General features: G+C 71.5%; 19 protein-coding genes and 1 riboswitch. Of the genes, 11 read left to right on the top strand and 8 right to left on the bottom strand.

Going from position 1 to position 24,379, the window contains the following annotated elements; translation table 11 throughout:
- The first annotated feature begins 45 nt into the window (after positions 1-45).
- The 3 genes from O7543_RS16840 to O7543_RS16830 all read left to right on the top strand — a co-directional run bounded on the left by O7543_RS16840 (position 46) and on the right by O7543_RS16830 (position 4,613).
- Entirely contained in the window at positions 46-2,913 is a 2,868-nt protein-coding gene (locus tag O7543_RS16840; protein WP_281552952.1) for an alpha/beta fold hydrolase, read from the top strand.
- The gene (locus O7543_RS16835; protein WP_281552953.1) at positions 2,913-3,815 is read left to right on the top strand and encodes an ABC transporter permease subunit; all 903 of its coding nucleotides are present in this window, start codon (positions 2,913-2,915) and stop codon (positions 3,813-3,815) included. Before O7543_RS16840 ends, O7543_RS16835 begins: the two co-directional genes overlap by 1 nt.
- 75 nt (positions 3,816-3,890) lie before the next feature.
- Positions 3,891-4,613 carry a hypothetical protein gene (locus O7543_RS16830; protein ID WP_281552954.1) on the top strand — a complete coding sequence of 241 codons (723 nt, stop codon included), beginning with the start codon at positions 3,891-3,893 and terminating at the stop codon, positions 4,611-4,613.
- Positions 4,614-4,617: 4 nt separating this feature from the next.
- Here the strand turns inward: O7543_RS16830 and O7543_RS16825 are convergent, their stop codons facing one another.
- The 3 genes from O7543_RS16825 to O7543_RS16815 form a co-directional block, all read right to left on the bottom strand.
- On the bottom strand, positions 4,618-6,438 hold the full coding sequence (locus O7543_RS16825; protein WP_281552955.1) for a dynamin family protein: 1,821 nt from the start codon (positions 6,436-6,438) through the stop codon (positions 4,618-4,620).
- Between the two features lie 175 nt (positions 6,439-6,613).
- On the bottom strand, positions 6,614-8,245 hold the full coding sequence (locus tag O7543_RS16820) for a hypothetical protein (RefSeq protein WP_281552956.1): 1,632 nt from the start codon (positions 8,243-8,245) through the stop codon (positions 6,614-6,616).
- A gap of 164 nt (positions 8,246-8,409) precedes the next feature.
- Positions 8,410-10,785 carry a helix-turn-helix transcriptional regulator gene (locus O7543_RS16815; RefSeq protein ID WP_281552957.1) on the bottom strand — a complete coding sequence of 792 codons (2,376 nt, stop codon included), beginning with the start codon at positions 10,783-10,785 and terminating at the stop codon, positions 8,410-8,412.
- A 396-nt stretch (positions 10,786-11,181) separates the two neighbouring features.
- On the opposite strand from O7543_RS16815, the gene O7543_RS16810 reads away from it, so the two are divergent.
- Positions 11,182-12,651 carry a dynamin family protein gene (locus O7543_RS16810; RefSeq protein WP_281552958.1) on the top strand — a complete coding sequence of 490 codons (1,470 nt, stop codon included), beginning with the start codon at positions 11,182-11,184 and terminating at the stop codon, positions 12,649-12,651.
- 166 nt (positions 12,652-12,817) lie between these two features.
- Positions 12,818-14,815 carry an Hsp70 family protein gene (locus O7543_RS16805; protein WP_281552959.1) on the top strand — a complete coding sequence of 666 codons (1,998 nt, stop codon included), beginning with the start codon at positions 12,818-12,820 and terminating at the stop codon, positions 14,813-14,815.
- Between the two features lie 122 nt (positions 14,816-14,937).
- Here O7543_RS16805 and O7543_RS16800 read toward each other — a convergent pair whose 3' ends face one another.
- The 3 genes from O7543_RS16800 to O7543_RS16790 are packed head-to-tail and all read right to left on the bottom strand — an operon-like array spanning position 14,938 to position 15,869.
- Positions 14,938-15,411, bottom strand: coding sequence for a DUF817 family protein (locus O7543_RS16800; RefSeq protein WP_281552960.1), 474 nt, complete (start codon positions 15,409-15,411; stop codon positions 14,938-14,940).
- Positions 15,412-15,445: 34 nt separating this feature from the next.
- Positions 15,446-15,682 (bottom strand): DUF817 family protein, encoded by a 237-nt coding sequence (locus O7543_RS16795; protein WP_281552961.1) that lies wholly within the window; start codon positions 15,680-15,682, stop codon positions 15,446-15,448.
- A 46-nt stretch (positions 15,683-15,728) separates the two neighbouring features.
- Positions 15,729-15,869, bottom strand: coding sequence for a hypothetical protein (locus tag O7543_RS16790; protein ID WP_281552962.1), 141 nt, complete (start codon positions 15,867-15,869; stop codon positions 15,729-15,731).
- A gap of 368 nt (positions 15,870-16,237) precedes the next feature.
- On the opposite strand from O7543_RS16790, the gene O7543_RS16785 reads away from it, so the two are divergent.
- The 6 genes from O7543_RS16785 (at position 16,238) to paaN (ending at position 22,514) form a co-directional block, all read left to right on the top strand.
- Positions 16,238-16,498: a hypothetical protein gene (locus O7543_RS16785; protein ID WP_281552963.1), complete on the top strand. Its 261-nt coding sequence runs from the start codon at positions 16,238-16,240 to the stop codon at positions 16,496-16,498.
- Positions 16,499-16,591: 93 nt separating this feature from the next.
- A complete protein-coding gene (locus tag O7543_RS16780) occupies positions 16,592-17,410 on the top strand; it encodes an inositol monophosphatase family protein (protein ID WP_281552964.1) in 819 nt (272 codons plus the stop codon).
- A gap of 117 nt (positions 17,411-17,527) precedes the next feature.
- Positions 17,528-17,899 (top strand): STAS/SEC14 domain-containing protein, encoded by a 372-nt coding sequence (locus O7543_RS16775; RefSeq protein WP_281552965.1) that lies wholly within the window; start codon positions 17,528-17,530, stop codon positions 17,897-17,899.
- A 128-nt stretch (positions 17,900-18,027) separates the two neighbouring features.
- A riboswitch (SAM riboswitch) is annotated at positions 18,028-18,169 on the top strand.
- A 10-nt stretch (positions 18,170-18,179) separates the two neighbouring features.
- Positions 18,180-19,484 (top strand): threonine synthase, encoded by a 1,305-nt coding sequence (thrC, locus tag O7543_RS16770; RefSeq protein WP_281552966.1) that lies wholly within the window; start codon positions 18,180-18,182, stop codon positions 19,482-19,484.
- Positions 19,485-19,809: 325 nt separating this feature from the next.
- A complete protein-coding gene (locus tag O7543_RS16765; RefSeq protein WP_281552967.1) occupies positions 19,810-20,823 on the top strand; it encodes a GNAT family N-acetyltransferase in 1,014 nt (337 codons plus the stop codon).
- Positions 20,824-20,837: 14 nt separating this feature from the next.
- Positions 20,838-22,514, top strand: a complete 1,677-nt coding sequence (gene paaN, locus O7543_RS16760) for a phenylacetic acid degradation protein PaaN (protein ID WP_281552968.1) — start codon at positions 20,838-20,840, stop codon at positions 22,512-22,514.
- A 75-nt stretch (positions 22,515-22,589) separates the two neighbouring features.
- Here the strand turns inward: paaN and O7543_RS16755 are convergent, their stop codons facing one another.
- Both O7543_RS16755 and O7543_RS16750 read right to left on the bottom strand, forming a co-directional pair.
- Positions 22,590-23,129, bottom strand: coding sequence for a GNAT family N-acetyltransferase (locus O7543_RS16755; protein ID WP_281552969.1), 540 nt, complete (start codon positions 23,127-23,129; stop codon positions 22,590-22,592).
- A gap of 112 nt (positions 23,130-23,241) precedes the next feature.
- Entirely contained in the window at positions 23,242-24,165 is a 924-nt protein-coding gene (locus O7543_RS16750) for a serine hydrolase (RefSeq protein WP_281552970.1), read from the bottom strand.
- Between the last annotated feature and the right edge of the window lie 214 nt (positions 24,166-24,379).

The raw sequence follows: 24,379 nt of genomic DNA, 5'->3' as shown, positions 1-24,379 counted from the left end.
AGGGTTCACAGCTGGCCGGCGGGCGGTGGCCGTACCGTGTGGCACATGCCGACTCCCTTGTCCACGCGGCTGCGTCGGGTCCTGCCCGGGTCGAACCAGCGGCGGCTGAGCGGCGGGCTGCTCGCGCTCGTCCTGGTCGCCGGCGTGGTCACCTGGGCGGTCTGGCCCGAGTCGGTGCCGTACGCGGTGACCGAGCAGCGGCTCACGGTCCGCTCCGGCCCGGACGGTGACCAGCCGGTCGATCTGGACACCACGTTCTATTTGCCGGAGACGGCCTCGGCGGCCGATCCGGTGCCTGCGGTGCTGCTCGCCCACGGCTTCGGCGGTTCCAAGCAGTCGGTGGCCGCCGACGCCGAGGAACTGGCCACCCTCGGGTACGCGGTGCTGGCGTACTCGGCGCGCGGGTTCGGGGCCAGCGGCGGACAGATTCACCTGAACAGCCCCGACCATGAGGTGCGCGACGCCGCCCGGCTGCTCGACTGGCTGGCGCAGCGCCCCGAGGTACGCACCGACGCCGACGGCGACCCGCAGGTCGGGGTGGTGGGCGGCTCGTACGGCGGCGCGTTGGCGCTGCTGCTGGCCGCTGCCGACGACCGGGTCGACGCGATCGTGCCGATGATCACCTGGAACGACCTGGCCGGTGCGTTCCTGCCGGAGTCGACCGGCGGTGACCCGGTCGACGGGGTGTTCAAGAAGGGCTGGGCCGGACTGTTCTTCGGCAGCGCCGGGGCTCCCGTCGGCGGGCCGGGGATGCCGGCCGACCCGGCTGGCCCGGGGGCACCGACCGGCGTCGGCGGGCCGGGGATGCCGGCGGATCTGGGTGGGCTTGATCCGCAGTGCGGGAGGTTCGCCGCTGACGTGTGCGCCGCGTACCTGCGGATCGCCACCACCGGCCGGGGGGACCCGGCGGCGGTGGCACTGCTGCAGCGGTCCAGCCCGGCCCGGGTGCTGGACCGGATCACCGCGCCGACGCTGCTGATCCAGGGCACGGCGGACACGCTGTTCCCGCTGGCCCAGGCCGACGCGAACGCCCGGGGCATCGCCGCGAACGGCACCCCGGTGCGGGTCGCCTGGTTCACGGGCGGTCATGACGGCGGCAGCGGTCCGCTGACCGACCAGGACCGGGTCAAGTTCCTCACCGCGCAGTGGCTGGACCACCACGTCGCCGGGGACGGCGAGGCTCCGGGCGGCAGCTTCACCTGGTCGCGGATCGCCGGCTTCGACGCGATGGACCGGGGACTGGTCGCCACCGGCTACCGGGTCACCGACTACCCCGGCACCGCCGGCACGGCAACGACGACGGTGACCGTCGGCGGTCCGCCGCAGCCGATCGTCAACCCGCCGGCCGGTAACCCGGCGGCGGTCTCCTCGCTGCCGATGGCCGGCGGGCTGGCCGGTGCGCTCGGTGGCGTCGCCGGCGGCTTGGTCAGTGAGCTGCCCGGCCAGCACGGACACTTCGACTCGGCGCCGTTGGCCGACCCGGCCGACGTGGTCGGCGCGCCGACGGTGACGGTCCGGGCCGCGTCGCCGACCGGCGAGGCGGTGCTGTTCGTCAAGCTGTACGACGTCGACCCGGACGGCGCGATGAGCCTGCCCGGTGGGCTGGTCGCGCCGGTCCGGCTGACCGGCCTGCCGGCGGACATCGCGCAGGCGCAACCGGTCGAGGTGACCCTGCCGGCGATCGTGCACCGGTTCGAGGCCGGCAACCGGCTGCGGATCGTGGTCGCCACCTCGGACCAGGGGTACGCCACCCCGGTCGAGCCGACCGTCTACACGGTCGCCCTCGGCGACGGCACCGCGGCCGGGGGCACCGACGGCGCGCCGGTCGTCCTGCCGCAGGTGGCCGGTGAGCCGATCGCGACCTCGGCAGCGCTGTGGCGCTGGGTGCTCGCCGGGCTGGTCGCCGCGATCGTCGTCGGACTGGTCGTGGTCCTCGCCGTGGTGCGGCTGCGGCAGCGGCGCACCGACCACACCGTCGACGCCGCGCACGCGCAGACCCCGCTGGTGGTGCGGGATCTGCGCAAGGAGTACGCCGGCGGGTTCGTCGCGGTCGAGCGGGTCGACTTCACCGTCGAACGCGGCCAGGTCGTCGGCCTGCTCGGGCCGAACGGTGCCGGCAAGACCACCACCCTGCGGGTGCTGATGGGGCTGACCCAGCCGACCCGTGGTGAGATCCTGGTCTTCGGCCACCGGCTGGTGCCCGGCGCGCCGGTGCTGTCCCGGATCGGGTCCCTCGTCGAGGGGCCCGGGTTCCTGCCGCACCTGTCCGGCATCGACAACCTGCGGGCGTACTGGCGGGCCACCGGACGCCCGGCGGCCGATGCGCACTTCGACGAGGCCCTGGCGATCGCCGGGCTGGGAGATTCGGTCCACCGCAGGATCCGCAACTACAGCCATGGGATGCGTCAGCGGCTGGCCATCGCCCAGGCCATGCTCGGGCTGCCGGAGCTGCTGGTGCTCGACGAACCGACCGACGGGCTGGACCCACCGCAGATCGCCGAGATGCGCCGGGTGCTCAGGCGGTACGCCACCGGCGGGCGGGCGGTGCTGGTCTCCAGCCATCTGCTGGCCGAGGTCGAGCAGACCTGTACCCACGCGGTGGTGGTCAACAAGGGCCGGATCGTGGCCGCCGGGCCGGTGGACGACATCGTCGGGGATTCGCCGAGCGTGCAGTTCGACGTCTCGGACGTGACCGCCGCCGAAGCGGTGCTGAAGCGGCTGGCCGGGGTGCGTACCGTCGCCGCCGACAACGGCGGGCTGATCGTCGACGTCGATGGCACGTCGCGCAGCGAGGTGGTCGCGGAGCTGGTCCGGGCCGGGGTGGCGGTGGACCGGGTGGTGCCCCGCCGCCGGCTGGAGGACGCCTTCCTGGCCCTGGTCGGCGAGAACTCACGGGGAAGCGGGGACCGCTGATGGCTACCGTCGAATCACCGGGCGTGCGACAGCCGGACCGGCCGGCGGACGTGTCCGGCGCCGCCGCCGGCTACCGGGCCCGCGCCACCTTGCCGTTCTGGGCCGAGGTACGCCGCCAGGCGGCCCGCCGTCGCACCCAGCTGACCCTGGGCTTCATGGTGCTGCTGCCGTTGATCGTGCTGATCGCCTTCGAGTTCGACGACGGTGACGACGACAACGGCGGCGGCGAGTTCGCCAGCCTGGTCGAGCTGGCCACCACCGGCGGGTTGAACTTCGCCCTGTTCACCATCTTCGTGTCGTCGACGTTCCTGCTGGTGGTGGCGGTGGCGTTGTTCTGTGGCGACACGGTGGCCAGCGAGGCGAGCTGGGGGAGCCTGCGCTATCTGCTGGCCGTGCCGGTGCCCCGGGGCCGGCTGCTGGCGGTGAAGCTGGTCGCCGCGTTGGCGTACTCCGGGTTGTCGATCCTGGTCCTTGCCGCGACCGCGCTGCTGGTCGGCACCCTGCGGTACGGCTGGTCGCCGCTGCGTTCGACGGTGGCTGCCGAGATCCCGGCCGGGGAGGGCACGCTGCGGCTGCTCGGCATCCTCGGCTACCTGGCGGTGGTGCTGCTGATCGTGGCGTCGCTGGCGTTCCTGCTGTCGGTGTCGACCGACGCGGCGCTCGGCGCGGTCGGCGGCGCGGTGCTGCTGTGGATCCTGTCCAGCATCCTGGACCAGATCACCGCGCTGGGCGTGCTGCGGGACTTCCTGCCGACCCATTTCAGCACCGCCTGGCTGGGGCTGCTGTCGACCCCGATGCAGACCGACGACGTGGTACGCGGCTGCGTGTCGGCGTTGGCGTACGCCACGGTCTTCCTGTCGTTGGCGTTCTGGCGGTTCACCCGCAAGGACGTCACGTCCTGACCGTGGCAGGGTTAGGGGGCGGGGCGGGGATGTCCCCCTTGCCGGTCCGGGTGGTGCTCTTCTTACAGTGGTTACATGGCACCGGCGCGATCCCTGCATGAGATCTTCGCTGGGCTGCCCGGCGACGCCGCAGCCCACAGCGACGTCGCTGCCGTGCTCGATGCCAACGGCTACGCGGACCTTTCCCCGGAGTTGCTGGCACAGGCAGTGGTCAGCTTCGCGGACACCGCCCCGGCTGAGGTGGCCGAACATCTGGCCCCGTTCGTCACGGCGCACAGCCAGGTCAGCGGCGACGGCACCGTACCGGACGATCTGGCCTCGCCGCTCGACCTGCTCGCCACGGCTCCCGCCCCGGCGTTCGACGCTCCGACGCCGGATGATCCGGCGTTCGACCGGCTGGATCTGGACGGTCCGGGGTTCGACGCCGTGCCGCCGGACGGTCCGGGGTTCGACGACCCCGCCGGTTTCGACACCCCCGGGTTCGACACCCCAGCCAGGTTCGACACCCCAGCCGGGTTCGACGACCCGGGTTTCGCGGCCGGCCCCGAGATCGACGCGGCGTTCGGTCGCGGCGACGGCCCGACCGTTGACGATCGTGAGTCGGCAACGGTCGACCCGTCCCCGGCCGGCCCGACCGGGGACGACGCCGAACCGGCCAGCCACGACAGCCAACCGGACGCGGCGGATCTCCTGGACGGTCCGCTACCGTCGGGTGACCCGTGGGCGATGCCGCCAATCTCCGAGGGCACCGCCGGGGTGGACGGTGCCGCGGAGATCGACGACCTCGGGGCCGGCTGACCGGTCAGGCGCCGACGATCGCGGTGGCGTGTTCGCGCAGCTGACGCAGCCGGTCCAGCTCAGCGTTCAGATCGCGGAGCCGGCTCTCCCGCTCGGCCTTGGTGCGCTGGGCCGCTTCCGACGCTGCGGACAGCGCCTTGGCGTTCGATCGGGACAGCTCCTCGGCCAGCGCGCTGTAGTGGTCGCGGAGCTGGCGCTGAATCCGGCGCAGGGTGTCCCGGGAGTCCTTGGTCATCACGAAACTGACCTCGTCGCAGTACCGCCGGACGGCGTTCTTCGCCTGGTTCTGCCGGTTGACGCGTTGCCGCTTCTTCTCCTCGCGCAGGCCCTTGCGGCCCATCACCAGCCCGATTCCGATACCGATCGGGCCGAGCGCGATCCCGGTCAACGAACCGAGCATGACGAACATGAGCGCGCCTCCGTAGGCGCTCTTGAGCGCCACCATCGCCTGCTTGCCCAGCTTCATCTTGGCCAGCTCGATCTTGTGGTCCACCTGTGCGGTGCCGACCAACGGGACCGGGTCGGGGATCGCGACGTGGTGTAGCACCTCGCCGGCGGCCTCCTGGAAGTGCAGGGCCACGTCGTCGCTGAGGCTCATCGCCCGGTCACGCAGCATCATGTAGTTGGCCAGCAGTTCGTTGGACACCCTGGCCTGCAACCAGCGTTCGGTCTCGTCCCAGGCGTCAGCGGGGTCGATCTCCTCGATCGCGGCGTCGGCCTCTTCGAGGATGCGCCGGAGCCGGCCGCGCAGGTCGTAGTCGACGTCGGCGTTGAGGTCGGAGATCCCGTCGCTCAGCGTCTGTTGCCACTTCGCCGCAGCCGCCTTGAGTGACTCGACCCGCTGCTTCACCGCGTTGAGCTCGGCCACCACCGTGGCGGCGGCCTCCGGGTCGGCGAGCGCGGCGTGCTCGGCCTTGAACTGGTTCTCCATCTGCTCGCAGATGCCGACGACCGACGCGGCGGCCTGTGTGGCGACCCGGGTCGCCGCTCCGCCGGCGACCCGCTGCGTCACGAACTTGACCAGATCCGGGAACCCGGACTCGGCGTTGAGTTCCTTGTCGTTGCCGGCGACTGCCCGCAGCCGCAGCGCGGACGACACCGGGATGATCGGCATTTCGACTTCGCGGCGCAGGTGGCCCTCGTCCAGGTCCCGGATCTTCCGCCAGTGTGGATAGAAGTCCGTCTTGGTGATCACGCACACCACCGTCGGGCACACCTCGTGGGCCTGCCGCAGAAAGTCCAGCTCGCTGCGGGTCAACTCCTGGGCGGCGTCGGTGACGAACAGCAGCGCGTCGGCCATTGAGGCGGCGGACAGGCTGGCTGCAGCGTGGACCGAGCCCAGACCGCCGACTCCCGGGGTGTCGACCATGACGAGGCCGTTCGACAGGATGTTGCGCGGCAGCCGGACCTCCACCCCGGCGATCCCGGGTGGGGTGGCGTCGCCGGTGGCCCGTTCCAGCACCACATCCTGCACCTGGTCGATGGGCAGCGGCTCCCGCCGCGCGGGGTCGTCGCTGAACAGCAGCTGCGCCGACGGCTGCGGTCCGTGCCGGATGTAGGTCGGCAGGACGGTGGCCACGTCGTCGTCGACCGGGCAGATCTTCGTCCCGACCAGCGCGTTGACCAGTGAGCTCTTGCCCTGTTTGAACTCGCCGACGACCACGACGTGCACCACCGGGTCGGACAGGGTGTGCCGGATGGTGGCCAGCCGACCACCGAGGTCGGGGCGGTCGTACGCCTCGCAGGCGCGTACCGCGAGATCGACGATCTGTGTCGCCCGTTGCAGCGTGCCGTCAGCGTCAGGGGGTGTCGTTTTCGCGGTCAACGTCGCTCCTCGATCGAGGTTGGTGTCGGCAGGCGGTGATCAGCAGGCGGTGGTCAGCGGGGAAACGTGCGAGCGCCAACATGGCGTGGCAGGCCCCGGCCGGACCTGCCACGCCATGTTGGCGCTCACCGGGCCGGACGCCGTGCGACGTCCGGTCCGCTCTGTGGTTGTCCGGTCACGCCCCGAGGGTCGGGTCCGCAGTGGTGTCCGCCTCGGCGGTGCTGTTGTTGTTGAACGAGTCGTCGGTGGTGAACGAGTCCTCCGTGTTGAAGGAGTCCTCCTGGTTGAACGAGTCGTCGGTGTTCACCGAGTTGTCGGTCGACTGGTCGTTGAACGAGTCGTTGGTGGACTGGTCGTTGAACGAGTCCTGGGTGCTGGCCGAGTCGCCCCCGGAGGCCAGCGACGAGTCCTCGATCCTCGAGTCGGTGGTGTTCTGCTGGCTGCCGCCCCCGAAGTTGATGTTGATCGGCCCCAGCGCGCCGCCGTCGCCGCCGCTGGCGTTGCCGCCGGTGCCGGCGCCACCGGCACCGCTGCCACCGGTCGCGGTGCCGCCGGCCCCGCCGGCCCCGCCGTCGCCGCCCTCGCCGTCACCCTCGCCCTTGCCTTCGCCCTTGCCGCGCAGCCCGACACCGACGCCGGCACCGACGCCGGCACCCGTCCCGCCGTCGCCGCCGTTGCCCCCGTCGGCGTCGGCGTCGCCACCGACGCCGCCGGCCCCACCGGTGCCGCTGGCGTCGCCGCCGGCCGCCCCGCTGGTGTCGATGTCGAACTGGGCAGCCTGGTTGTTGTCGCCGACCACGGCCTTGTCGACGTCGTCAGCGACGATCCCGGTGTTGTCGCCCAGCACCGTCCGGTCGACGTCTCCATCGGCGATCACGCCGGAGTTGGTGCCGGTGTTGACCACGCCGTCGATGTCGTCGCCTGCGGTGACGGCGTTGTCGCCGGTGTTGCCGACCACATCGCCGGACTCGGAGTTGCCGAGGAACGCGCCGTCACCGGTCGCACCGAGCACGTCGCCGCCGCCGGTGCCGACCACCGCGCCATCGTCGGCGATCACCTTGTCGCCGTCGACGAACTCCAGCGACGAGTTGTCGCCGGTGACGCCGAACGCGTCGTCGCCGGCCGCCACCGACCCGCCGGTCGCGGCGACCTGGTCGCCGTCGCCCTGCTGCGCCACCGCCCCGTCGCCGGTGGCCGCGTTGACGTCCCCGTCACCGGTGTTGGCGACGTTGCCGTCCCCGGTCTGGTTGAGGTTCTCGGAGTCGACGTCGATGTCGCCCAGCACCGGACCGTCCACGTCGACGTCCACCGAGTTGTCAATCTCGGTGGAGTTGTCGGTGAAGGTCTGCGAGTTGTCGATGAAGTTCTGGTTGGTGAAGTTCTGCGTCACCTGGGTCACCTGCTGCACGACCTCCGGGGTCGGTACGTTGGCGGCGGCGCCGGCACCGAAGCCCCCTCCGGCGCCGCCGCCCCCTCCAGCGAAGCCGCCGCCCCCTCCGGCGCCTCCACCGGCCCCCCCGCCAGCGAAGCCCCCGCCGCTGCCGCCGCCACCGGGCCCGCCGCCGGCGAAGCCGCCGCCCCCTCCGGCGCCCCCACCGGACGGGCTTGCGCTGCTGCCGAACGCCGCGTCGTTGACGATCTGGTCGACGTCGAGCTCGTTGAGCGTCTCCGCCTCGATCCCGTTGGCGGCGAACGCGCCCTCCGGGTCGGCCAGGAACTTGGCGGTCTCCTCTTCGCTGCTGAACACCTTGTCGAACAGCGCCTTGACCTTTTCGACGATCAACGGGGTGACTTCTACCGCGGCCATGATGTCTCCTGCATTCGTGGTTCGTAGGGGTTTTGGTCCGTCCCGATCGGCCGGACATGTACAAGACTGCGGGTCAACGCCCGCCCCTCGCATCGGGGCTTCCCCCCTGCCAGGTTCGGGGGTCTAGGGGGGTGCCACCAAGCTCAGGTCAGCTAACCGACAAGTCAGGACTCCTCGGGGAGCAGACTTCGCAGCGTAGCGACCATCTCGGCCCGGGTGGTAACCCCCAACTTGCCGCGGATCCGGGCCACATGGTGCTCGACCGTCTTGGGGGACAGGAAGAGTTGCGTCCCGATCTCACGGTGGGTCCGGCCGGCCAGCACGAGCCGGGCCACCTCGACCTCCCGGTCCGACAGGCCACCGTGCGAGGCCCCCGGCCGCGACTCGTCCGGCACCGGGTCCATCCGGGTCAGTTCCCGGGCCCGTTCCAGGAGCCGGCGGGCGGCCGACGCGTCGGTGGTACGGACCGCTGCCTGACCGATCAGTCTGGACGACTCCCAGGGCAGTTCGGCGGCGGCCAGTTCGGCGGCGTCCGTCAACACCGCGTCCGGGTCGACCTCGCCGGCGAGTACGGCGGCCCACCGGCCGGCGGCCCGGCACTGCGCCTGTTGCCGGAATCCGCCCGGGTCGAGCGAACCCAGCTCGTCGGCTGCTGCCGCAGCCGCCGCCGGCTCCTCACCCACGACCGCGATCTGCAACCGGATCCAGCTCAGCGACACCGTCCACGCCGTCGGTCGACCCAGCTGGTCGACGATGCCGGCCAGGTCGGCCAGGACCGGTGCGATCCGCTGGTGGTGGCGCAGCCGGGCAGCGGCGACCAGCAGTTCCTCGACCACTTCCAGCTGGGACAGGTCCACGGCCCGCCGGGCCAGCACCGGCTCGGCGACGGACCAGGCCGCCCGCAGTTGGGCGATGTCCCCGCTGCGGCGGGCGATCCCGGCGGTGAGGCCGGCGTAGGTCAGCCGTTCTCGGCCGGGCAGCATGGCACCGGACAGCCGGCGTAGTTCGGCGACGGCCGAGTCGTATCTGCCGGTGCGCATTCGGACCCAGGCCAGCAACGTCCGGTGCCGGTCCAGCGCGACGGGACCGCCGGCCCCGCTGGTCGACGCCCGCTCCAGCAGATGCTCGGCGGTCGCGGAGTCACCGGCTGCCACCGCGACCAGCGCTCCGACCGCGTGTGGCAGGTCCGGTACGGCAACCGGGGGCGGTGCCTTTTCGAAACTCTCGGCGGCCTCGATCAGCAACGGCAGCGCCGCCGCCGGATCCGTCATCGCCAGCGCGGCGTCGGCGAGTCGCCGCACCGGCAGCGGAGCCGATCCGGTCGCCGCCGTCCGCGCGGCGGCCAGCTGACCGGTGACCACCAGGGCCGGTACCGCGAGGACCGGGCCAGGGGCGTCGGCGCCCAGCAACGCCTCCGCCGCTCGAGCGGCGCGGCCGTCGTACGCCGCCGCCGCCCCGGCGACCAGCGCGATCCGGCCGGTGTCGGCCGGTGCCGCAGCTGGCCCGTCCAGGTCGACCGGCACCCCCAGCAGGGTGGCCGCCTCGGCCCGCCCGGCGGCCACGGTGGATGGCTCGGCGCCGGCGTCCAGCGCGTCGTCGTACCAGGTCAGCGCGCTGCCCGGGTCGGTAAACCGCAACCGGTCGCCGGCCTGCCGGTAGACGTCGGCGGCGGTCGGGGTCCGGGCCCGCGCGGCGCGTAGCTGTCCGGCGGCGCGGACTGGGTCGGCACCGGTGGCCAGCAGCGCCGTGGCCACGGTCTCGTGCAGCCGACGGCGCTCCGACGGGGGCAGGTCGAACAGCAACGCCCGGGCGACCGCCGGGATCATCCGTTCTCCGTCGGGGGTGAGCAGTCCCTCGTCGCGCAGCGACCGCATCGTGGCGGCCGCCTCGGCCGGGTCCAGGCCGGTCGCGGCGCAGACCACGTCGTCGGCCAGGTCCAGACCGAGAGCCAGGACTGCGGCCAGTCCGGCGACACCGCGTCCGGCGACACCGCGTCGGGCGGCGTCATGTCCGGTGGCGTCACGTCCGGCGGCGGCGAATCGACGTTGTAGCCGGGCTACCAGGGCGGGCGGCGTACCGGCCGGGTCGGCGGCGACCGTGACGGCGACAGCGGCCAGCCCGGCGGAGGCAACCTGGAGCGCGTGCAGCTGTTCCGCTGTGGCCGGTCGGCCGAGAACCTCCTCTGCCAGCTCGGCCAGGGCGGCCGGTGCGAGTGGGCCGAGCTGCTCGACCGGGCCCTGCCCGGAGACTGCCTCGTCCAGGTCGGCGAGTTCCGGGCCGATGATCGTGGGACGGCGGGCGATCGCCATCGACACCCCGCCGTAAGCAGCCACGGTCAGTGACCGTAAGATCGCTGGCTCCAGGTGGTGTGCGTCGTCGACCAGGACCAGGGCGCCGTCAGCTCGGGCCTGATCGAGAAGAACCTGCAGGTCGTCGGTTGTCGCGGGCGACACGCGTACGGCCGGTCGGCCGGCGGCTGCGGCGATCTCGCCTAGCCGCCGCGATCGCCCGGAACCGTCCACACCCACCACGACAGTCACCGGTGCAGCCCCTCCTTGCCCGTGTCAGTGAGGCAGTGTACGGACGGCTCCGCAGGCCGACGCATGGCCTGACCCCGTACGCGTGTACCGTGTACTCTCGGCCCGACCTGGGCGCTGAGTGTGCCGTACCCCGAACGTGCGTTCCGCCGGCCGCCGAACGTGCGCGTGGTCAGCTGTGCTGTGTCTCCCGGCTGGGCTGTTCAGCCGGTCAGCAACTCGTTGATCGACAGGGTCGCCCGGGTGAATCTGCGGGTCGGTCCGGTACCGGTGACCGACTCCGACGAGTGAGACAACAGGACACATCCCCGGCGGACTAGAAAGTAGCGGTGTGAGAAATGTGCAGTCCGAGTTGGTCTGTAGTCATATCCCCAGGCCACGGTCACCGGCGGTGACCGGATGAGTCTGATCGACCGGACCCGCAGCGTGCTCGGCCACGCCGTCGAGGTCTACCGGGGCACCGCATACGAGCGGCGGCTCAGCGCCGTCCGCGACCGGCTCGACGAGCCGCTGCGAGTGGCCATCGCCGGTCGGGTCAAAGCGGGCAAGTCCACCTTGCTCAACGCGCTGGTCGGTGACCGGCTGGCCCCGACCGACGCCGGGGAGTGCACCCGGATAGTCACCTGGTACCAGGACGGACATACCTACCGGGTGCTGGCGACGCCCACCCAGGGCGAGCCACGACAGCTCCGGTTCACCCGCGAGGACGGCGCGATCGATGTCGACCTGGGCGACCTGTCCGTCGACGACGTCGCGCAGCTGGACATCACCTGGCCTTCGCAGGCCCTGCGTAACGTGACGCTCATCGATACCCCCGGTATCGGTTCGCTCTCCGAGCAGACTTCCCGGCGTGCCTGGGACCTGCTCGTCCCGGACGAGGAGGAGACCCCGGCAGACGCCGTCGTCTACCTGATGCGCCACCTGCACTCCAACGACGTCGACTTCCTGCGGGCCTTCCACGACGTGGAGGTGTCCCGGCCCAACCCGGTCAACGCCATCGGCATCCTGTCCCGGGCCGACGAGATCGGCGTCGGCCGCCTCGACGCGATGGCGTCCGCCCGGCGGATCGCCGAACGGCTGAGCACCGACGCGAACGTGCGACGGCTGGTGCAGTCGGTCGTCCCGGTTGCCGGTCTGCTCGCCGAGACCGCCGCGACGTTGACCGAAGTGGAGGTCGCGCAACTACGCCGGGTCGCCGAACTGCCGGTGGCCCAGGCCGAACAGCTGCTGCTCTCCGCCGACCGGTTCGTGCAGAACATGCCCGAACTCGGGCTGACCACGATCGAACGGGAAGCACTGCTGGCCCGGCTCGGCATGTTCGGCCTGCGGCTGTCCGTCGCGATGCTGCGACACAACGGCGCGGCGACCGCCACCGAACTTTCCCAGGAGTTGACCGAGCGCAGCGGGCTCACCCAGCTGCGCGAGGTCCTCGGCTCACTGTTCTTCGAGCGTCGGGACGTGCTCAAGTCCCGGTCGGCGCTGCTGGCGCTCGCCGACGTCACCCGGCTCTGTGACCGACCCGGCAGTGAGCAGGTAGCCGGCGCGGTCGAGGAGATCATCGCCTCGGCGCACCCGTTCAACGAGCTGCGCGTGCTGTCCAGCCTGCGGGCCGGCTGGATCACCGGCAAGCCCGCGGTCGTCGCCGAGCTCGAGCAGGTGATCGGCGGCTCCGGCGCGGCGGCGCAGCAACGGCTGCGGCTGCCGGCCGACGCGACCACCGCCGAGGTGACCGAGGGCGCGGTCGAAGCGCTGGGCCGTTGGCAGCGGCGCGCCGAAAGCCCGATGACCCCGTACGAACTGGCGGTGGCCGCCCGGGTGGCGGTCCGGTCCTGCGAGGGCATCATCGCCGACCAGCGGCGATCCCGGTGACCGGGTGCCTGGCCGGGGTCAGCCGGCCCAGCGGTGCCGCCGGACGTTCGCCACGTACCACTACCGTTTTCAACAGTGATCCGACCTTGTGGTGTGCGGCACACCACCGGTCGGCTACCCAGACCCGGCCATACCTGTCTCCACAAACTTCATCGGAGCAACCCTGATGTACGCACTCGGCATTGACCTCGGCACAACGTTCACGGCGGCAGCGATCTGGCGGGAAGGCCGGGTGGAGACCGTCTCACTCGGCGGCCGGAGCTCCGCGATCCCATCCGTGGTGCTGCTGCGGCAGGACGAAACGTTCCTCACCGGCGAGGCGGCGCACCGTCGTGGGCTCTCCGAGCCGCAGCGGGTGGCCCGCGAGTTCAAGCGGCGGCTCGGCGACACCACCCCGATCCTGCTCGGCGGCGTACCGCAGTCGGCCGAAGCGTTGATGTCCCGGTTGCTACGGTCGGTGGTGGAGGAGGTGGCCCGCCGAGAGGGTAGCTTCCCTGCGGCGATCTGCGTCTCGCACCCGGCCAACTGGGGGCCGTACAAGCTCGACCTGTTGCGCCAAGCGGTGCGGATGGCCAACCTCGATGTGCCGGTGACCTACACCACCGAGCCCGCCGCCGCAGCGATCAACTATGCCGAGCAGCAGCGGATCGAGCCGGGCTCCATCGTCGCCGTCTACGACCTGGGTGGTGGCACCTTCGACGCGGCGATGCTGCGCAAGACCCCCACCGGCTTCGAGATCATGGGCCAGCCGGAGGGCATCGAACGCCTCGGCGGCATCGACTTCGACGCAGCGGTGTTCAACCATGTCCGGGCAACGCTCGGCGGGAAACTCGAAGAGCTCGACGAGGAGGATCCGGCGGCGATCGCCGCCGTCGCCCGGCTGCGCGACGAGTGCATCCAGGCCAAGGAGGCGCTGTCGTCGGACACCGACACCTCGATCCCGGTGCTGCTGCCCAACATCTCCACCGAGATCCGGCTCACCCGAGCCGAGCTCGAGGCGATGGTCCGCCCGGTACTGCACGGCTCGATCGAGGCGCTGCACCGGGCCGTACGGTCCGCCGGCTGCTCGCCGGAACAGGTGCACTCGGTGCTGCTGGTCGGTGGCTCGTCGCGGATGCCGATCGTCTCCCAGCTGGTCGGCTCCGAGCTGGGCCGGCCGGTGGCGGTCGACGCGCACCCCAAGTACTCGGTCTCGCTCGGCGCCGCCTGGCTGGCCGCCGCGGAGCTGACCGGCCAGACGATGCCGGCCGGGCCCGCCCCGACCCCGACCCCGGCTCCGCCGGCTGCGGCGGCCGCGGCGACCGGCACCTACCGGGTGCCGCCGACCGCGCCGGTCCCGCCGACCGCGCCGACCGCGCCGGTCTCCGCGGCGGGCTACCGCACGTCGTCGCCGCCGGCTGGCGTCACTGGCGTCGCCTCCGTCGGACGCGGCAGCCCGGACGCCGGCAGCGGCTATCCGTCCCGTACCGAGACCTTCGCTTCGGCGAACTCCATCGGCACTGAAGACTCCCCGGGGCGGCGCGGTGGGGAGAAACCGTCGGCGAAGCGTGGCCGGGGGCCGCTGATCGTGGCCGCCGCCGTGTTGGTGGTGCTGTTCACCGGCGGCGGGGTCACCTACGCGCTGACCAGCGGACAGGGCGACGACGGCCAGCCGGTGGCCAACGGCGTGGACGATCCTGGTCAGGACACCGGAGCGGAACAGCCGCAGGACCAGCAGCCGGAGCAGACCGGTGAGCCGGAGCCGGAAACGCCGCAGATCCCGGCCGACGAGCAGTGCACCGACGAGATCAAGAGCAACTGGACCTGGGTCTGTCTCACCTCGGCGCGGGTCGCCGGCGGCAAACTGACCGTGGAGTACGAGGCCGAGTTCGGCGGGAACCAGCCGTCCACCAACGGCGGATGGCACCTGCACATCTACGGCAGCGACGGCACCACCCCGCCGGACCACGTGATGGGCAGCCACGTCCCCGACGGCCAGCGGGGATCCTGGTACGTCGAGGACCAGAACCCGTCGGTGGTCTGGACGAACGACCGGGCGTTCATCAACGCGATCGGCGAACAGCCGAAGGTGTGTGCCCGGATCGCGAACTCGGCCCACGAACTGGCGCAGCACGACAACGGCAGCTACACCACCGGCAACTGCGTCAAGATTCGCTGGGAGTGACCCGGTAGTCGACCCGGACCGCGCGGGTGTTCCTGTGTGGAGATGCTGTCGGGCACGGGAACACTCGCCGGGTGGCTGTTGGATGCCGGCGGGTCTGCCGGTGACCTGCGACCGGGTGCCGGTCAGTCCGACCGGGTCGTGACGCTTGGCCGAGGGCGGTCGCCGTACAGCCGCCCCTCGGTCGCCTTCACCGACGCGACCAGGACGAACGACAGCGTCACCAGCAGCGCCCAGGAGCCGAACTTGCCAGCGTGCACGAACGTCCAGACGTGCTGCTGGTCCGGGTAGGTCCAGGCGCCGAGGAACGTGGCGATGTTCTCGGCGACCCACAGGAAGAAGCCGATCAGCACGAACGCCAGAGCCAGTGGCATCCGTAGCCGGGCGTCGCCGACGGTGTAGTGCACCCAGGTCCGGCGGAGCGCGATCAGCAGCAGCACCGCGATCACCCAGCGGGCGTCGGGCAGGACGTGGTGGGTGAAGAAGTTGACGTAGACCGCGACGGCGAGCCCGGTCACCGCCATCGCCGGGTAGCGGGTCACCCGTAGGTCGAAGCGGCGCCACGCCTGACAGATATAGGAGCCGACCGCCCCGTACATGAAACGGAGTAGAGCGGCACCCCGGCGACCTGGGTCAGCGCATCCTCCGGGTACGACCCAGCCGATGCGCCACAACCCCGATCGTCAGCGCGACCATACAGATCAGCAGCGCGTCGTAGCGGGGGACCGGCAGCGGGACCACCGATGTCAGCGCCAGACAGGTGAAGACCGCGACCGCGAAGCCGCACGACTTCGCCTCGGTCCAGCCGAACCGCAGCAACAGGACGGCGCGTCGGCGCAGGTCCGCGCGGGCCCAGACGGCCGCCGTCATGGCGGTCGCCCCGGAGCCGGGCCGGCTGGGCCGGCTCCGGTGCTCGTCAGCGGCGGCCGACCCGGGACAGTCCCGGGCCGGTGTCGTGGTCGTCGATCTCGACCGAGCCCAGCTGCATGAACCGCCGCAGCGCGTGTTCGACAGTCGCCCCGGTGTACCCGCTGGCGACGTCGCGCCTGCGCAGCACCGGCCCGACTGGACGGACCGGCCCGACCGGGCGTCGGTGATCCGACTCGATCAGCGCGGATACCTGACTGTGACCCTGTCCCACAGCGACTCCATACCTTCGAGTGTGACCTTTGAGCGTGGTCTGCCCCACACGGCCGGGCCTACCCTACCGTTGCCGTCGGTGATCATCGAATGGTGTACCGACGGGTCGGATGGGTGGCCGGGACCAGCGCCCACCGGCTGTTACTACGCCTTCACCGTTGCTACATCTTGACTTGCTGCGACCACCCTCCGTGATTGTGTCGTCTGGTCGGTGGACTTCGACAGTGGCTCAGCTCCGGTAGCGTCGTACCGGTCCGGTGGTCGTCCGATGGGGAGGGTTCAGGCGTGAGCTCGGTTGAAGAGGTCAAGGCGGGAGTCGCCCGGTTCGGTGACGAGCTCGGCCAGCAGGTGGGGGCGATCCGGGCGAGTGCGGAGGCGCTGAGCACCAGCGGAGCCGCGCTGCGGGCGATCACCAGCGGGTCCAGCCACTCGCAGGTGGCCGAGACGATCGCCAAGGTCGAGCAGGCCAAGCAGAAGCTGGCCGAAGCGGCCGCCCTCGCGCAGAGCGCGATCGAGTCGAGCCGCAGGTACGCGTCGAGCTTCTGACCAGCGGTCGACCGGCTGTCCCGGTTGGTGGTGTGTCCCGGTTGGTGGTGTGTCTAGGGTTGCAGGGCTGGTGGCCTGTCTAGGGTTGGCGGCATGGCTGACGATCCGCTTGCCCTGGACGACCTGCTCACGATCGCGACACAGGCCACCGCACGCGGTGCCGAGCTGATCCGTACCCGTGAGCCCGGACACCTGGCCGGCAAGGGTGACCGGGACTACGCGTCCGAGGTGGATCTCGCTGTCGAACGGGAGCTGCGTGCCTTCCTGGCCGACGCCACCCCGCACGTCGGGTTCCTCGGCGAGGAGGAAGGCGTCTCCGGGGTCGGCGACGGGCCTCAGTGGGTGCTGGATCCGGTCGACGGCACGGTCAACTTCGCGCACGGCGTACCGCTGTGCGGGGTGTCGTTGGCCCTGGTCCGGGACCGGCGTCCGGTGGTCGGGGTGATCGAGTTGCCGTTACTGGGCGGCCGGTACACCGCGACTCTCGGCGGGGGCGCGTGGCGCGACGACCGGCCGATCCGGGTGCGGGGCACGACGCGGCTGCCCGACGCGTTGGTCAATCTCGGCGACTTCGCGGTGGGCGACGAAGCCGCGGAGCGCAACGCCGCCCGGTTCGCGCTCACCCAGCGGATGGCCCGGGGCGCGCTGCGGGTGCGGATGCTCGGCTCCGCCGCGATCGACCTGGTCTGGGTGGCCGACGGTCGTACCGATGTGTCGATCGCCCTGTCGAACAAGCCGTGGGACATGGCCGCCGGCACGTTGATCGCCCGAGAGGCGGGTGCCGCCGTCGTCGACATCGACGGTACGCCGCACAGCCTCGACTCGTTCGCGACGATCGCTGCGGCTCCGCAGCTGCTCGACGAGGTCCTCGCGCAGGTGCGGGCGGCGGCTGACGACGGCGGGCTCACCTGACGACGGCGGGCTCGTAGGTGTGCAAGGTCGCCTGCCGGGAACGGCAGTGGACGGCCGTGCCGGGTCGTCGACCCGGGCGGCATCCGGGACCCGGACGGCGGCAGGGAAGGAACGGGGATGATTACCAGGATCGGGCAGGAAGGGAACGTGCTCGGTTACGAAGTGGCCGGGAAGCTGACCGAGCAGGAGTACCAGGACCTGTACCGGGAGCTGCGGGCGGCGATCGCCGAGTACGGCTCGGTCTCGGTCCTCGGCCGGCTGCCGGACGACGGACTGCCGGGTATGGAGCTGTCGGCGATCGATGACCGGTTGCGGTTTGCCCGGGAGCATCTGACCGACATCGACCGGGCTGCGGTGGTCGGCGGCAACCGGGTGGCCGAGTGGGTGACCCGGGCCTCGGACGCGATGACGCCGATCGAGCTGCGGCACTTCCACGCCGGCGCGGAGCAGCAGGCCTGGGACTGGTTGCGTCGAGCCCGCCCGGTGTGACGGCCGGTCGCGCCCGGTCGCGCCCGGTCGACGTTCGGTGGCGGCCGGTGCGGGCTTGCTCACACCCTGGGATCGCCGGGTGCCCGGTCCGACCAGCGCCCGTACACTCGCTGGAAACACAACTTCATACCTCATCCAGAGGGGCAGAGGGACACGGCCCGATGAAGCCCCGGCAACCACCCCCACCCGTCGCGCCGGTCGCAATCGGCCAGCCGGGGCAGGTGCCAATTCCGTCCCCGTCGCACCGCGCGGCGCAGGGAAAGATGAGAGGACAGCCGCCATGACGTCGCTGATCGACGCGAGCACCACCAGCCCTGACTCCGCCCCGGTGAGCACCACCAGCCCGGCCCGTGTCCTGGTCTGTCGCGGCTGTGGTGCCGAATACCCGCTCGCCGCGCAGCACGCCTGTTACGAGTGTTTCGGGCCGCTGGAGGTCGGCTACGACCCAGCGGCTCTCGCCCGCGTCACCCGGGCCGACATCGAGGCGGGCCCGGCCAACATCTGGCGGTACGCCCCGCTGCTGCCCGCCGGTCAGGACCCGGCCACCCGGGTCAGCCTGGATCCCGGCTTCACCCCCCTCGTCCCGGCCGCCGCGCTCGCCGCCGAGCTCGGCATCCGGGCGCCGCTGTGGGTCAAGGACGACAGCGCCAACCCGACCCACTCGTTCAAGGACCGGGTCGTTTCGGTGGCGCTCACCGCTGCCCGTACGCTCGGTTTCTCCCGGTTTGCCTGCGCCTCCACTGGTAACCTGGCCAACTCGGTCGCTGCGCACGCCGCCCGCGCCGGCGTACCGTCGATCGTCTTCATCCCCGGCGACCTGGAGCCCGGCAAGATCGTCACAACTGCGGTGTACGGCGGTGAACTGGTCGCGATCGAGGGCTCCTACGACGACGTGAACCGGCTGTGCAGCGAACTGGTGGAGACCGACGAGTTCGAGGACACCGCGTTCGTCAACGTCAACGTGCGGCCGTACTACGCGGAGGGGTCCAAGACGCTCGGCTACGAGGTGGCCGAGCAGCTCGGCTGGCGGATCCCCGAGCAGGTGGTGATCCCGATGGCCAGCGGTGAACTGCTCACCAAGGTGGACAAGGCGTTCACCGAGCTGGTCGAGATCGGTCTGGTCGACGCGCCAGCGAACGGCTGGCGGGTGTTCGGCGCTCAGTCCGCCGGTTGCAACCCGATCGCGACCGCGCTGCACCGCGACACCGACCAGATCGTGCCGGTGAAGCCGACCGGGATCGCCAAGTCGCTCAACATCGGCGACCCGGCCGCCGGTCTGTACGCGTTGGAGGCGGTGCGGCGCACCGGTGGCTGGATGGACTACGCCGACGACGACGAGATCCGGGAGGGGATCCGGCTGCTGGCCCGGACCACCGGGGTGTTCGCCGAGACGGCCGGCGGGGTGACCACGGCGGTGCTGAAGAAGCTGGTCGACAGCGGACGGCTGGACCCGGCCGCCGAGACGGTCGTCTACAACACCGGCGAAGGCCTGAAAACCATCGACGCGGTCGCCGGGCAGGTCGGCCCTACTCATCGGGTGAAACCGTCGTTGCGTTCGGTTCGTGAGGCAGGGCTGCTCGGCTGACCTTCTGACCAGCGCACCCTCCACTGAATCGGCTGATCGGCCTACGCTGATCAGCCGATGTTCGTGTGCGGTCCGTAGTCAGAGTTTTGCCAGAGGTCGAGAAAATACGCCGGTGGGGTCTTGACGGCTGCACTTGCACGGCGCAGGATGCTCCGTGCGGGAGGACGACTCGCCGTAAGGGCCCCGACCGAGCTTGGCAACAATCTCAACCCCGGGTCCCAACGACCGACGGCGCCGGAGGCGCCGTGCGAGCGTCCTCCCGACCAACATCCCCCGACCGGTAATTCGGTCGCGCTGGTGGTCCCGCCCCGTCACGCTCGACGGCATGGACATCACCATCACCCCGCTGGATCCGGCCGACGAGGCCGCCTTCGAGCAGGCGTACCAGATCAAGCGGTCGGCCACCTCCGTCCCGGACATACCGCCGACGCCCCGGCAGTGGTTCGAGGCCCTGCTGCGGCATCAGCGGCACAGCGTACGGTTCGAGGCCGCGTTGGCCAGTGTGGACGGCGTACCGGTCGGGTTGGTCGCCATGGAGTTCCCGTTGCTCGACAACCTCGACAACGTCGGCGTGGACATCCAGGTGGCCCCCGGGCACCGGCGGCGCGGCATCGGTCGCGCACTGTACGCGTACGCCGTGCGGCGGGCCCGGGAGACCGGCCGCACCCGGATCATGGGGCACTCGGCGGACACCATGCCCGGCGGCGTCGCCCGCGACCCGGCGCCGACCGCCTTCGCCCTCGCCGTGGGGGTCAAATCGGCCCTGGTCGAGGCGCGCCGTCGGCTCGAAATCGACGCGGTCGACCAGCCGGCGCTCGACGTGATGCTCGCCGAGGACTGGCGCCGCGCCCCCGGCTACGAGTTGCTGACCTGGGTCGGACCCTGCCCTGAGGACTACCGCGCCGATCTCGCCTACCTGGACGGGCGGATGGTGACCGACTCGCCAATGGGTGACCTGGAGTGGGAGCCGGAAAAGGTCGACGCCGACCGGATCCACGAAGCGGATCTGGCCCGGGAGGCGGCCGGCACCCGCAGCTACCACACGGTGACCCGACATCTGGACAGCGGCCGGATCGTCGCCTGGAGCAACATCACCCGGCAGGCCGAACCGGACTGGCACGCCTATCAACAGATCACCATCGTCGACCCGGATCATCGCGGTCACCGGCTGGGCACCATCGTCAAGATCGAGAACCTGCGGTTCACGTTGCGCCACGAACCGGCGCTGCGGGTGATCGACACCTGGAACGCCGACAGCAACCAGCACATGATCGCGATCAACGAGGCGCTCGGCTTCCGGGCGGTCGACATCTGGCAGAACTGGCAGCAGACCATCTGAGGCATGATGACGGCATGACGGAGACCCCGCACCCGCTGTACGTCACGCACGCCGACACCCTGGCCCGCGCGCTGACCGCGATCGTCGAACGCGACTACTGGTCGGCCTACCCCGAGTCGCCGAGCCCTCGGATCTACGGCGAACACGCCGCCGCCGAGGGCGCGGCGGCTTTCCGCGCCTACCTGGGCAGGGATTTCCCCCTCGACCAGCCCACCGCCACCGGCGAACCGGTCGCCACCGACGACAGCCCGTTCGGCATCGACCTCGGCACCCGGTACCCCCGCGCCGACGCCGACCAGCTGATCACCGCCGCCCGAGCCGCGCTGCCCGCCTGGCGCGACGCCGGCCCGCGCAGCCGGGCCGGCGTCTGCCTGGAGATCCTCGCCCGGCTGCACGAGCACAGTTTCGAGCTGGCCAACGCGGTGCAGTTCACCACCGGTCAGGCGTTCGTGATGGCGTTCCAGGCCGGCGGGGCGCACGCGCTGGACCGCGCGCTGGAAGCCATCGCCTACGCGTACGCCGAGATGACCCGCCACCCACGGACCGCCGGTTGGGAGAAGCCGACCGGTCGGGGCGAGCCGCTGCGGATGGCCAAGACGTTCCATGTGGTGCCGCGCGGCGTCGCGCTGGTCATCGGCTGCCACACCTTCCCGACCTGGAATTCCTACCCGGGGCTGTTCGCCTCCCTGGTCACCGGGAACCCGGTGCTGGTCAAGCCGCACCCGGGCGCGGTGCTGCCGCTGGCGATCACCGTCCGCTACGCCCGCGAGGTGCTCAGCGAGGCCGGCTTCGACCCGAACCTGGTGCAGCTCGCGGCCGAGGCGCCGGGCGAGCGGCTGGCGACCGTCCTCGCCGGCCGCCCCGAGGTGCGGATCATCGACTTCACCGGCTCCACCGAGTACGGCGACTGGCTGGAGGCCAACGCCCGTCAGGCCACCGTCTACACCGAGAAGGCCGGTGTCAACACGATCATCGTCGACTCCACGGCGGACTTCGCCGGCATGTGCCGCAACATTGCCTTTTCCCTCTCGCTCTACAGCGGCCAGATGTGCACCACCCCGCAGAACATCCTGGTGCCGGCCGGCGGCATCGAGACCGATCAGGGGCACAAGAGCCCGGACGAGGTGGCCGACGGCATCGCCGCCGCGATCGGCAAACTGACCGGCGACCCGGCACGGGCGGTCGAGCTCATCGGCGCGATCGTCGACGACGCGGTCCTCGACCGGCTCGCCGCAGCGGCCAAGCTCGGCGAACCGGTGCTGGAGTCGCGGGAGATCAGCCACCCGGCTTACCCGGACGCGGTGGTGCGTACCCCGCTGGTCGTCAAGCTCGACGCGGACGCCGACGACGTCTACGGCCGGGAGTGGTTCGGGCCGGTCACTTTCGTCGTCGCCACCGCGTCCACCGCGCACAGCGTCGAGATATTCCGGCGTACGGTCACAGCCCGCGGTGCGCTCACCGCCGGTGTGTACTCGACCGACCAGCGGGTGCTCGCCGACGTGGAGACCGCCGCGCTGGACGTCGGTGTGCACCTGTCGGCGAACCTCACCGGCGGCGTGTTCGTCAACCAGTCGGCGGCCTTCTCCGACTTCCACGCCAGCGGTGCCAACGCCGCGGCGAACTCGGCGTTGACCGACGGCGCGTACGTCGCCGGCCGGTTCCGGATCGTCCAGTCCCGCCGGCACGTCTGACCCGGCGCAGCACGGGAGCCGGGTCGGCTCCCGTGCCGGCCCGGTGTCGGGTCGGCTCCCGTGCCGGCCCGCCGGTCACGCCGGCCGGCGCATCTGCAACTCGGTCAGGTCCGGCCGGGTCGGGTGCGGCAGGCGTACGCCGGTGTCGGCGAAGCCGAGCCGCTGGTACGCCCGTACCGCCCGGTCGTTGCCGACCACCACCTCCAGCAGCAGCTCCGGCCGCCCGGCCGCACGTGACCAGGCAGCGACCGCGTCTACCAGTTCGGCGAGCAGGCTCCGGCCGCGCCAGGCCGGGCTGATGTAGACGGCGAACAGGACGGACACCGACGGGTCGTCGCGCCAGACGTGTGCTCCCGCGTGCGCCACGAACGATGTCGGTCCGGTCTCGGCCACGAACTGGGCGATCAGGTCACCGACGGCGGACCGGGCTGCCCGCTCGGCGTACTCGTGCAGCGGGCGGGCCGCCGCGTCGGCGAGCCGTTCGATGAACGCCAGCGGCGAATCGGCGAGCATCTCCAGCCGCAGCGCGCGCATCCGGGCGGCGTCGTCGGCCCGGATCCGCCGGACTGCGGCTACCGGCGGTACGACGTGGTCGGTGTCGGTCCCAGTTCCCATGCCGGCATGCTTGCCCGGCGCGGCCCGGCGGACAACCGGAATCCCGCCTTCGGCCCGGCCCGTACCGGTCACGCCACCAGCCGCCACGGTCATGCCCTCGCCGGCAACGGGGTCACGCCACCAGCAGCAGGGCGGTGCCGAGTTGCCGGCAGTAGTCGATGCCGTGGTCGAGCCCGTGCCGCCCGGGGTAGCGGGCCAGCGCGCCGATCACCCAGGTCTCCCCGATCGCGAGGCAGCTGACGTGCCAGAGCCCGTCCTCGTCGCGCAGCAGCCAGCCATTCTTGATCGCGATGGTGGCCGCGTACTCGGCGGTGAGCGCGTCCCGCGGGCCGAAGTCGCCCGCACCGCGGACGGCGCGCATCTCGGACAGCAGCCACGGTGTCCACTGCGGCCCGGCCGCCCGCCCGTCGGCGAGGCAGCGCCCCAGCCTGGTCACATCGCGGGCGGAGACGATCGTGTTGCTCCACCGGTCGCGCTCCGGGGCCGAGTCGGTCAGTCCGCAGATCCGTACCATCCGCTCGATGGACTCCTGGCCACCGACCCGGTCGTAGGTGGCGTCCGCGCCGGGATTGTCGCTGTCCCGGATGATCGACGACAGCTGGGCGAGCTGAGGTGTCCGGAGCATGTGGCCCTGTTCGTCGGCGCGGCGCAGGTCGTCGGCGGCCAACCACACCTTGATCAACGACATGGTGTCGCTCTGTGCGGTGAAGTTCGGTGACCCGGTGATCAGCCCGGTACGCCGGTTCAGCGCCGCCCAGGAGAAGAATCCGTCGGTCGGTGTCGGCACCGGCCCGGCGCGCAGCAACACGCTGCGCTGATGGTCGTGGTCCTGGTCGGCGACGGTCCAGCCCGGCTCGCGCGGCGGTGGTTTGCCGGCGTCCCCGGGCAGGCCGCCGGTGAACGCCGACAGCACGATGAGTAGCCCGACGGCGGCGGCCACCGGGTGGCGTTGGCGGGCGCGGTCATGTCGGGGCGCGGTGCGGTCCGGCCGTCGGACGGCCCGGCTGCCAGGCGCGCGATGCCGTCCGGACTTCACGTTCTGCGGTGTACGGGACACACGTGGTCAACGAGATGTGGTGCCAGAGAGACTTGACTGGGGGTTAATGTCCCCTTTTGGGGTAGTGCGGTGCCGTCGGACCTCGTGTAGCGTGCGATTTCGGCTGCTGTATTCGGGCACCCGCACTGGAGTCCCGATCGGTGGCTTCGGTCGGCGAACGCGCCGACCAGAGGGCCGGCAGAGGCCCGGCACG

The sequence above is a fragment of the Solwaraspora sp. WMMA2080 genome (assembly GCF_027497395.1).
Lineage (GTDB): Bacteria > Actinomycetota > Actinomycetes > Mycobacteriales > Micromonosporaceae > Micromonospora_E.
This window is presented reverse-complemented; position numbering and strand designations above follow the sequence as displayed.

Bases quoted from the DNA above. Each gene is read 5' to 3' on its own strand.
- O7543_RS16840 (WP_281552952.1), top strand. From the start codon at position 46: ATGCCGACTCCCTTGTCCACGCGGCTGCGTCGGGTCCTGCCCGGGTCG.
- O7543_RS16835 (WP_281552953.1), top strand. From the start codon at position 2,913: ATGGCTACCGTCGAATCACCGGGCGTGCGACAGCCGGACCGGCCGGCG.
- O7543_RS16830 (WP_281552954.1), top strand. From the start codon at position 3,891: ATGGCACCGGCGCGATCCCTGCATGAGATCTTCGCTGGGCTGCCCGGC.
- O7543_RS16820 (WP_281552956.1), bottom strand. From the start codon at position 8,245: ATGGCCGCGGTAGAAGTCACCCCGTTGATCGTCGAAAAGGTCAAGGCG.
- O7543_RS16810 (WP_281552958.1), top strand. From the start codon at position 11,182: ATGAGTCTGATCGACCGGACCCGCAGCGTGCTCGGCCACGCCGTCGAG.
- O7543_RS16805 (WP_281552959.1), top strand. From the start codon at position 12,818: ATGTACGCACTCGGCATTGACCTCGGCACAACGTTCACGGCGGCAGCG.
- O7543_RS16800 (WP_281552960.1), bottom strand. From the start codon at position 15,411: ATGTACGGGGCGGTCGGCTCCTATATCTGTCAGGCGTGGCGCCGCTTC.
- O7543_RS16795 (WP_281552961.1), bottom strand. From the start codon at position 15,682: ATGACGGCGGCCGTCTGGGCCCGCGCGGACCTGCGCCGACGCGCCGTC.
- O7543_RS16780 (WP_281552964.1), top strand. From the start codon at position 16,592: ATGGCTGACGATCCGCTTGCCCTGGACGACCTGCTCACGATCGCGACA.
- O7543_RS16775 (WP_281552965.1), top strand. From the start codon at position 17,528: ATGATTACCAGGATCGGGCAGGAAGGGAACGTGCTCGGTTACGAAGTG.
- thrC (WP_281552966.1), top strand. From the start codon at position 18,180: ATGACGTCGCTGATCGACGCGAGCACCACCAGCCCTGACTCCGCCCCG.
- O7543_RS16765 (WP_281552967.1), top strand. From the start codon at position 19,810: ATGGACATCACCATCACCCCGCTGGATCCGGCCGACGAGGCCGCCTTC.
- paaN (WP_281552968.1), top strand. From the start codon at position 20,838: ATGACGGAGACCCCGCACCCGCTGTACGTCACGCACGCCGACACCCTG.
- O7543_RS16755 (WP_281552969.1), bottom strand. From the start codon at position 23,129: ATGGGAACTGGGACCGACACCGACCACGTCGTACCGCCGGTAGCCGCA.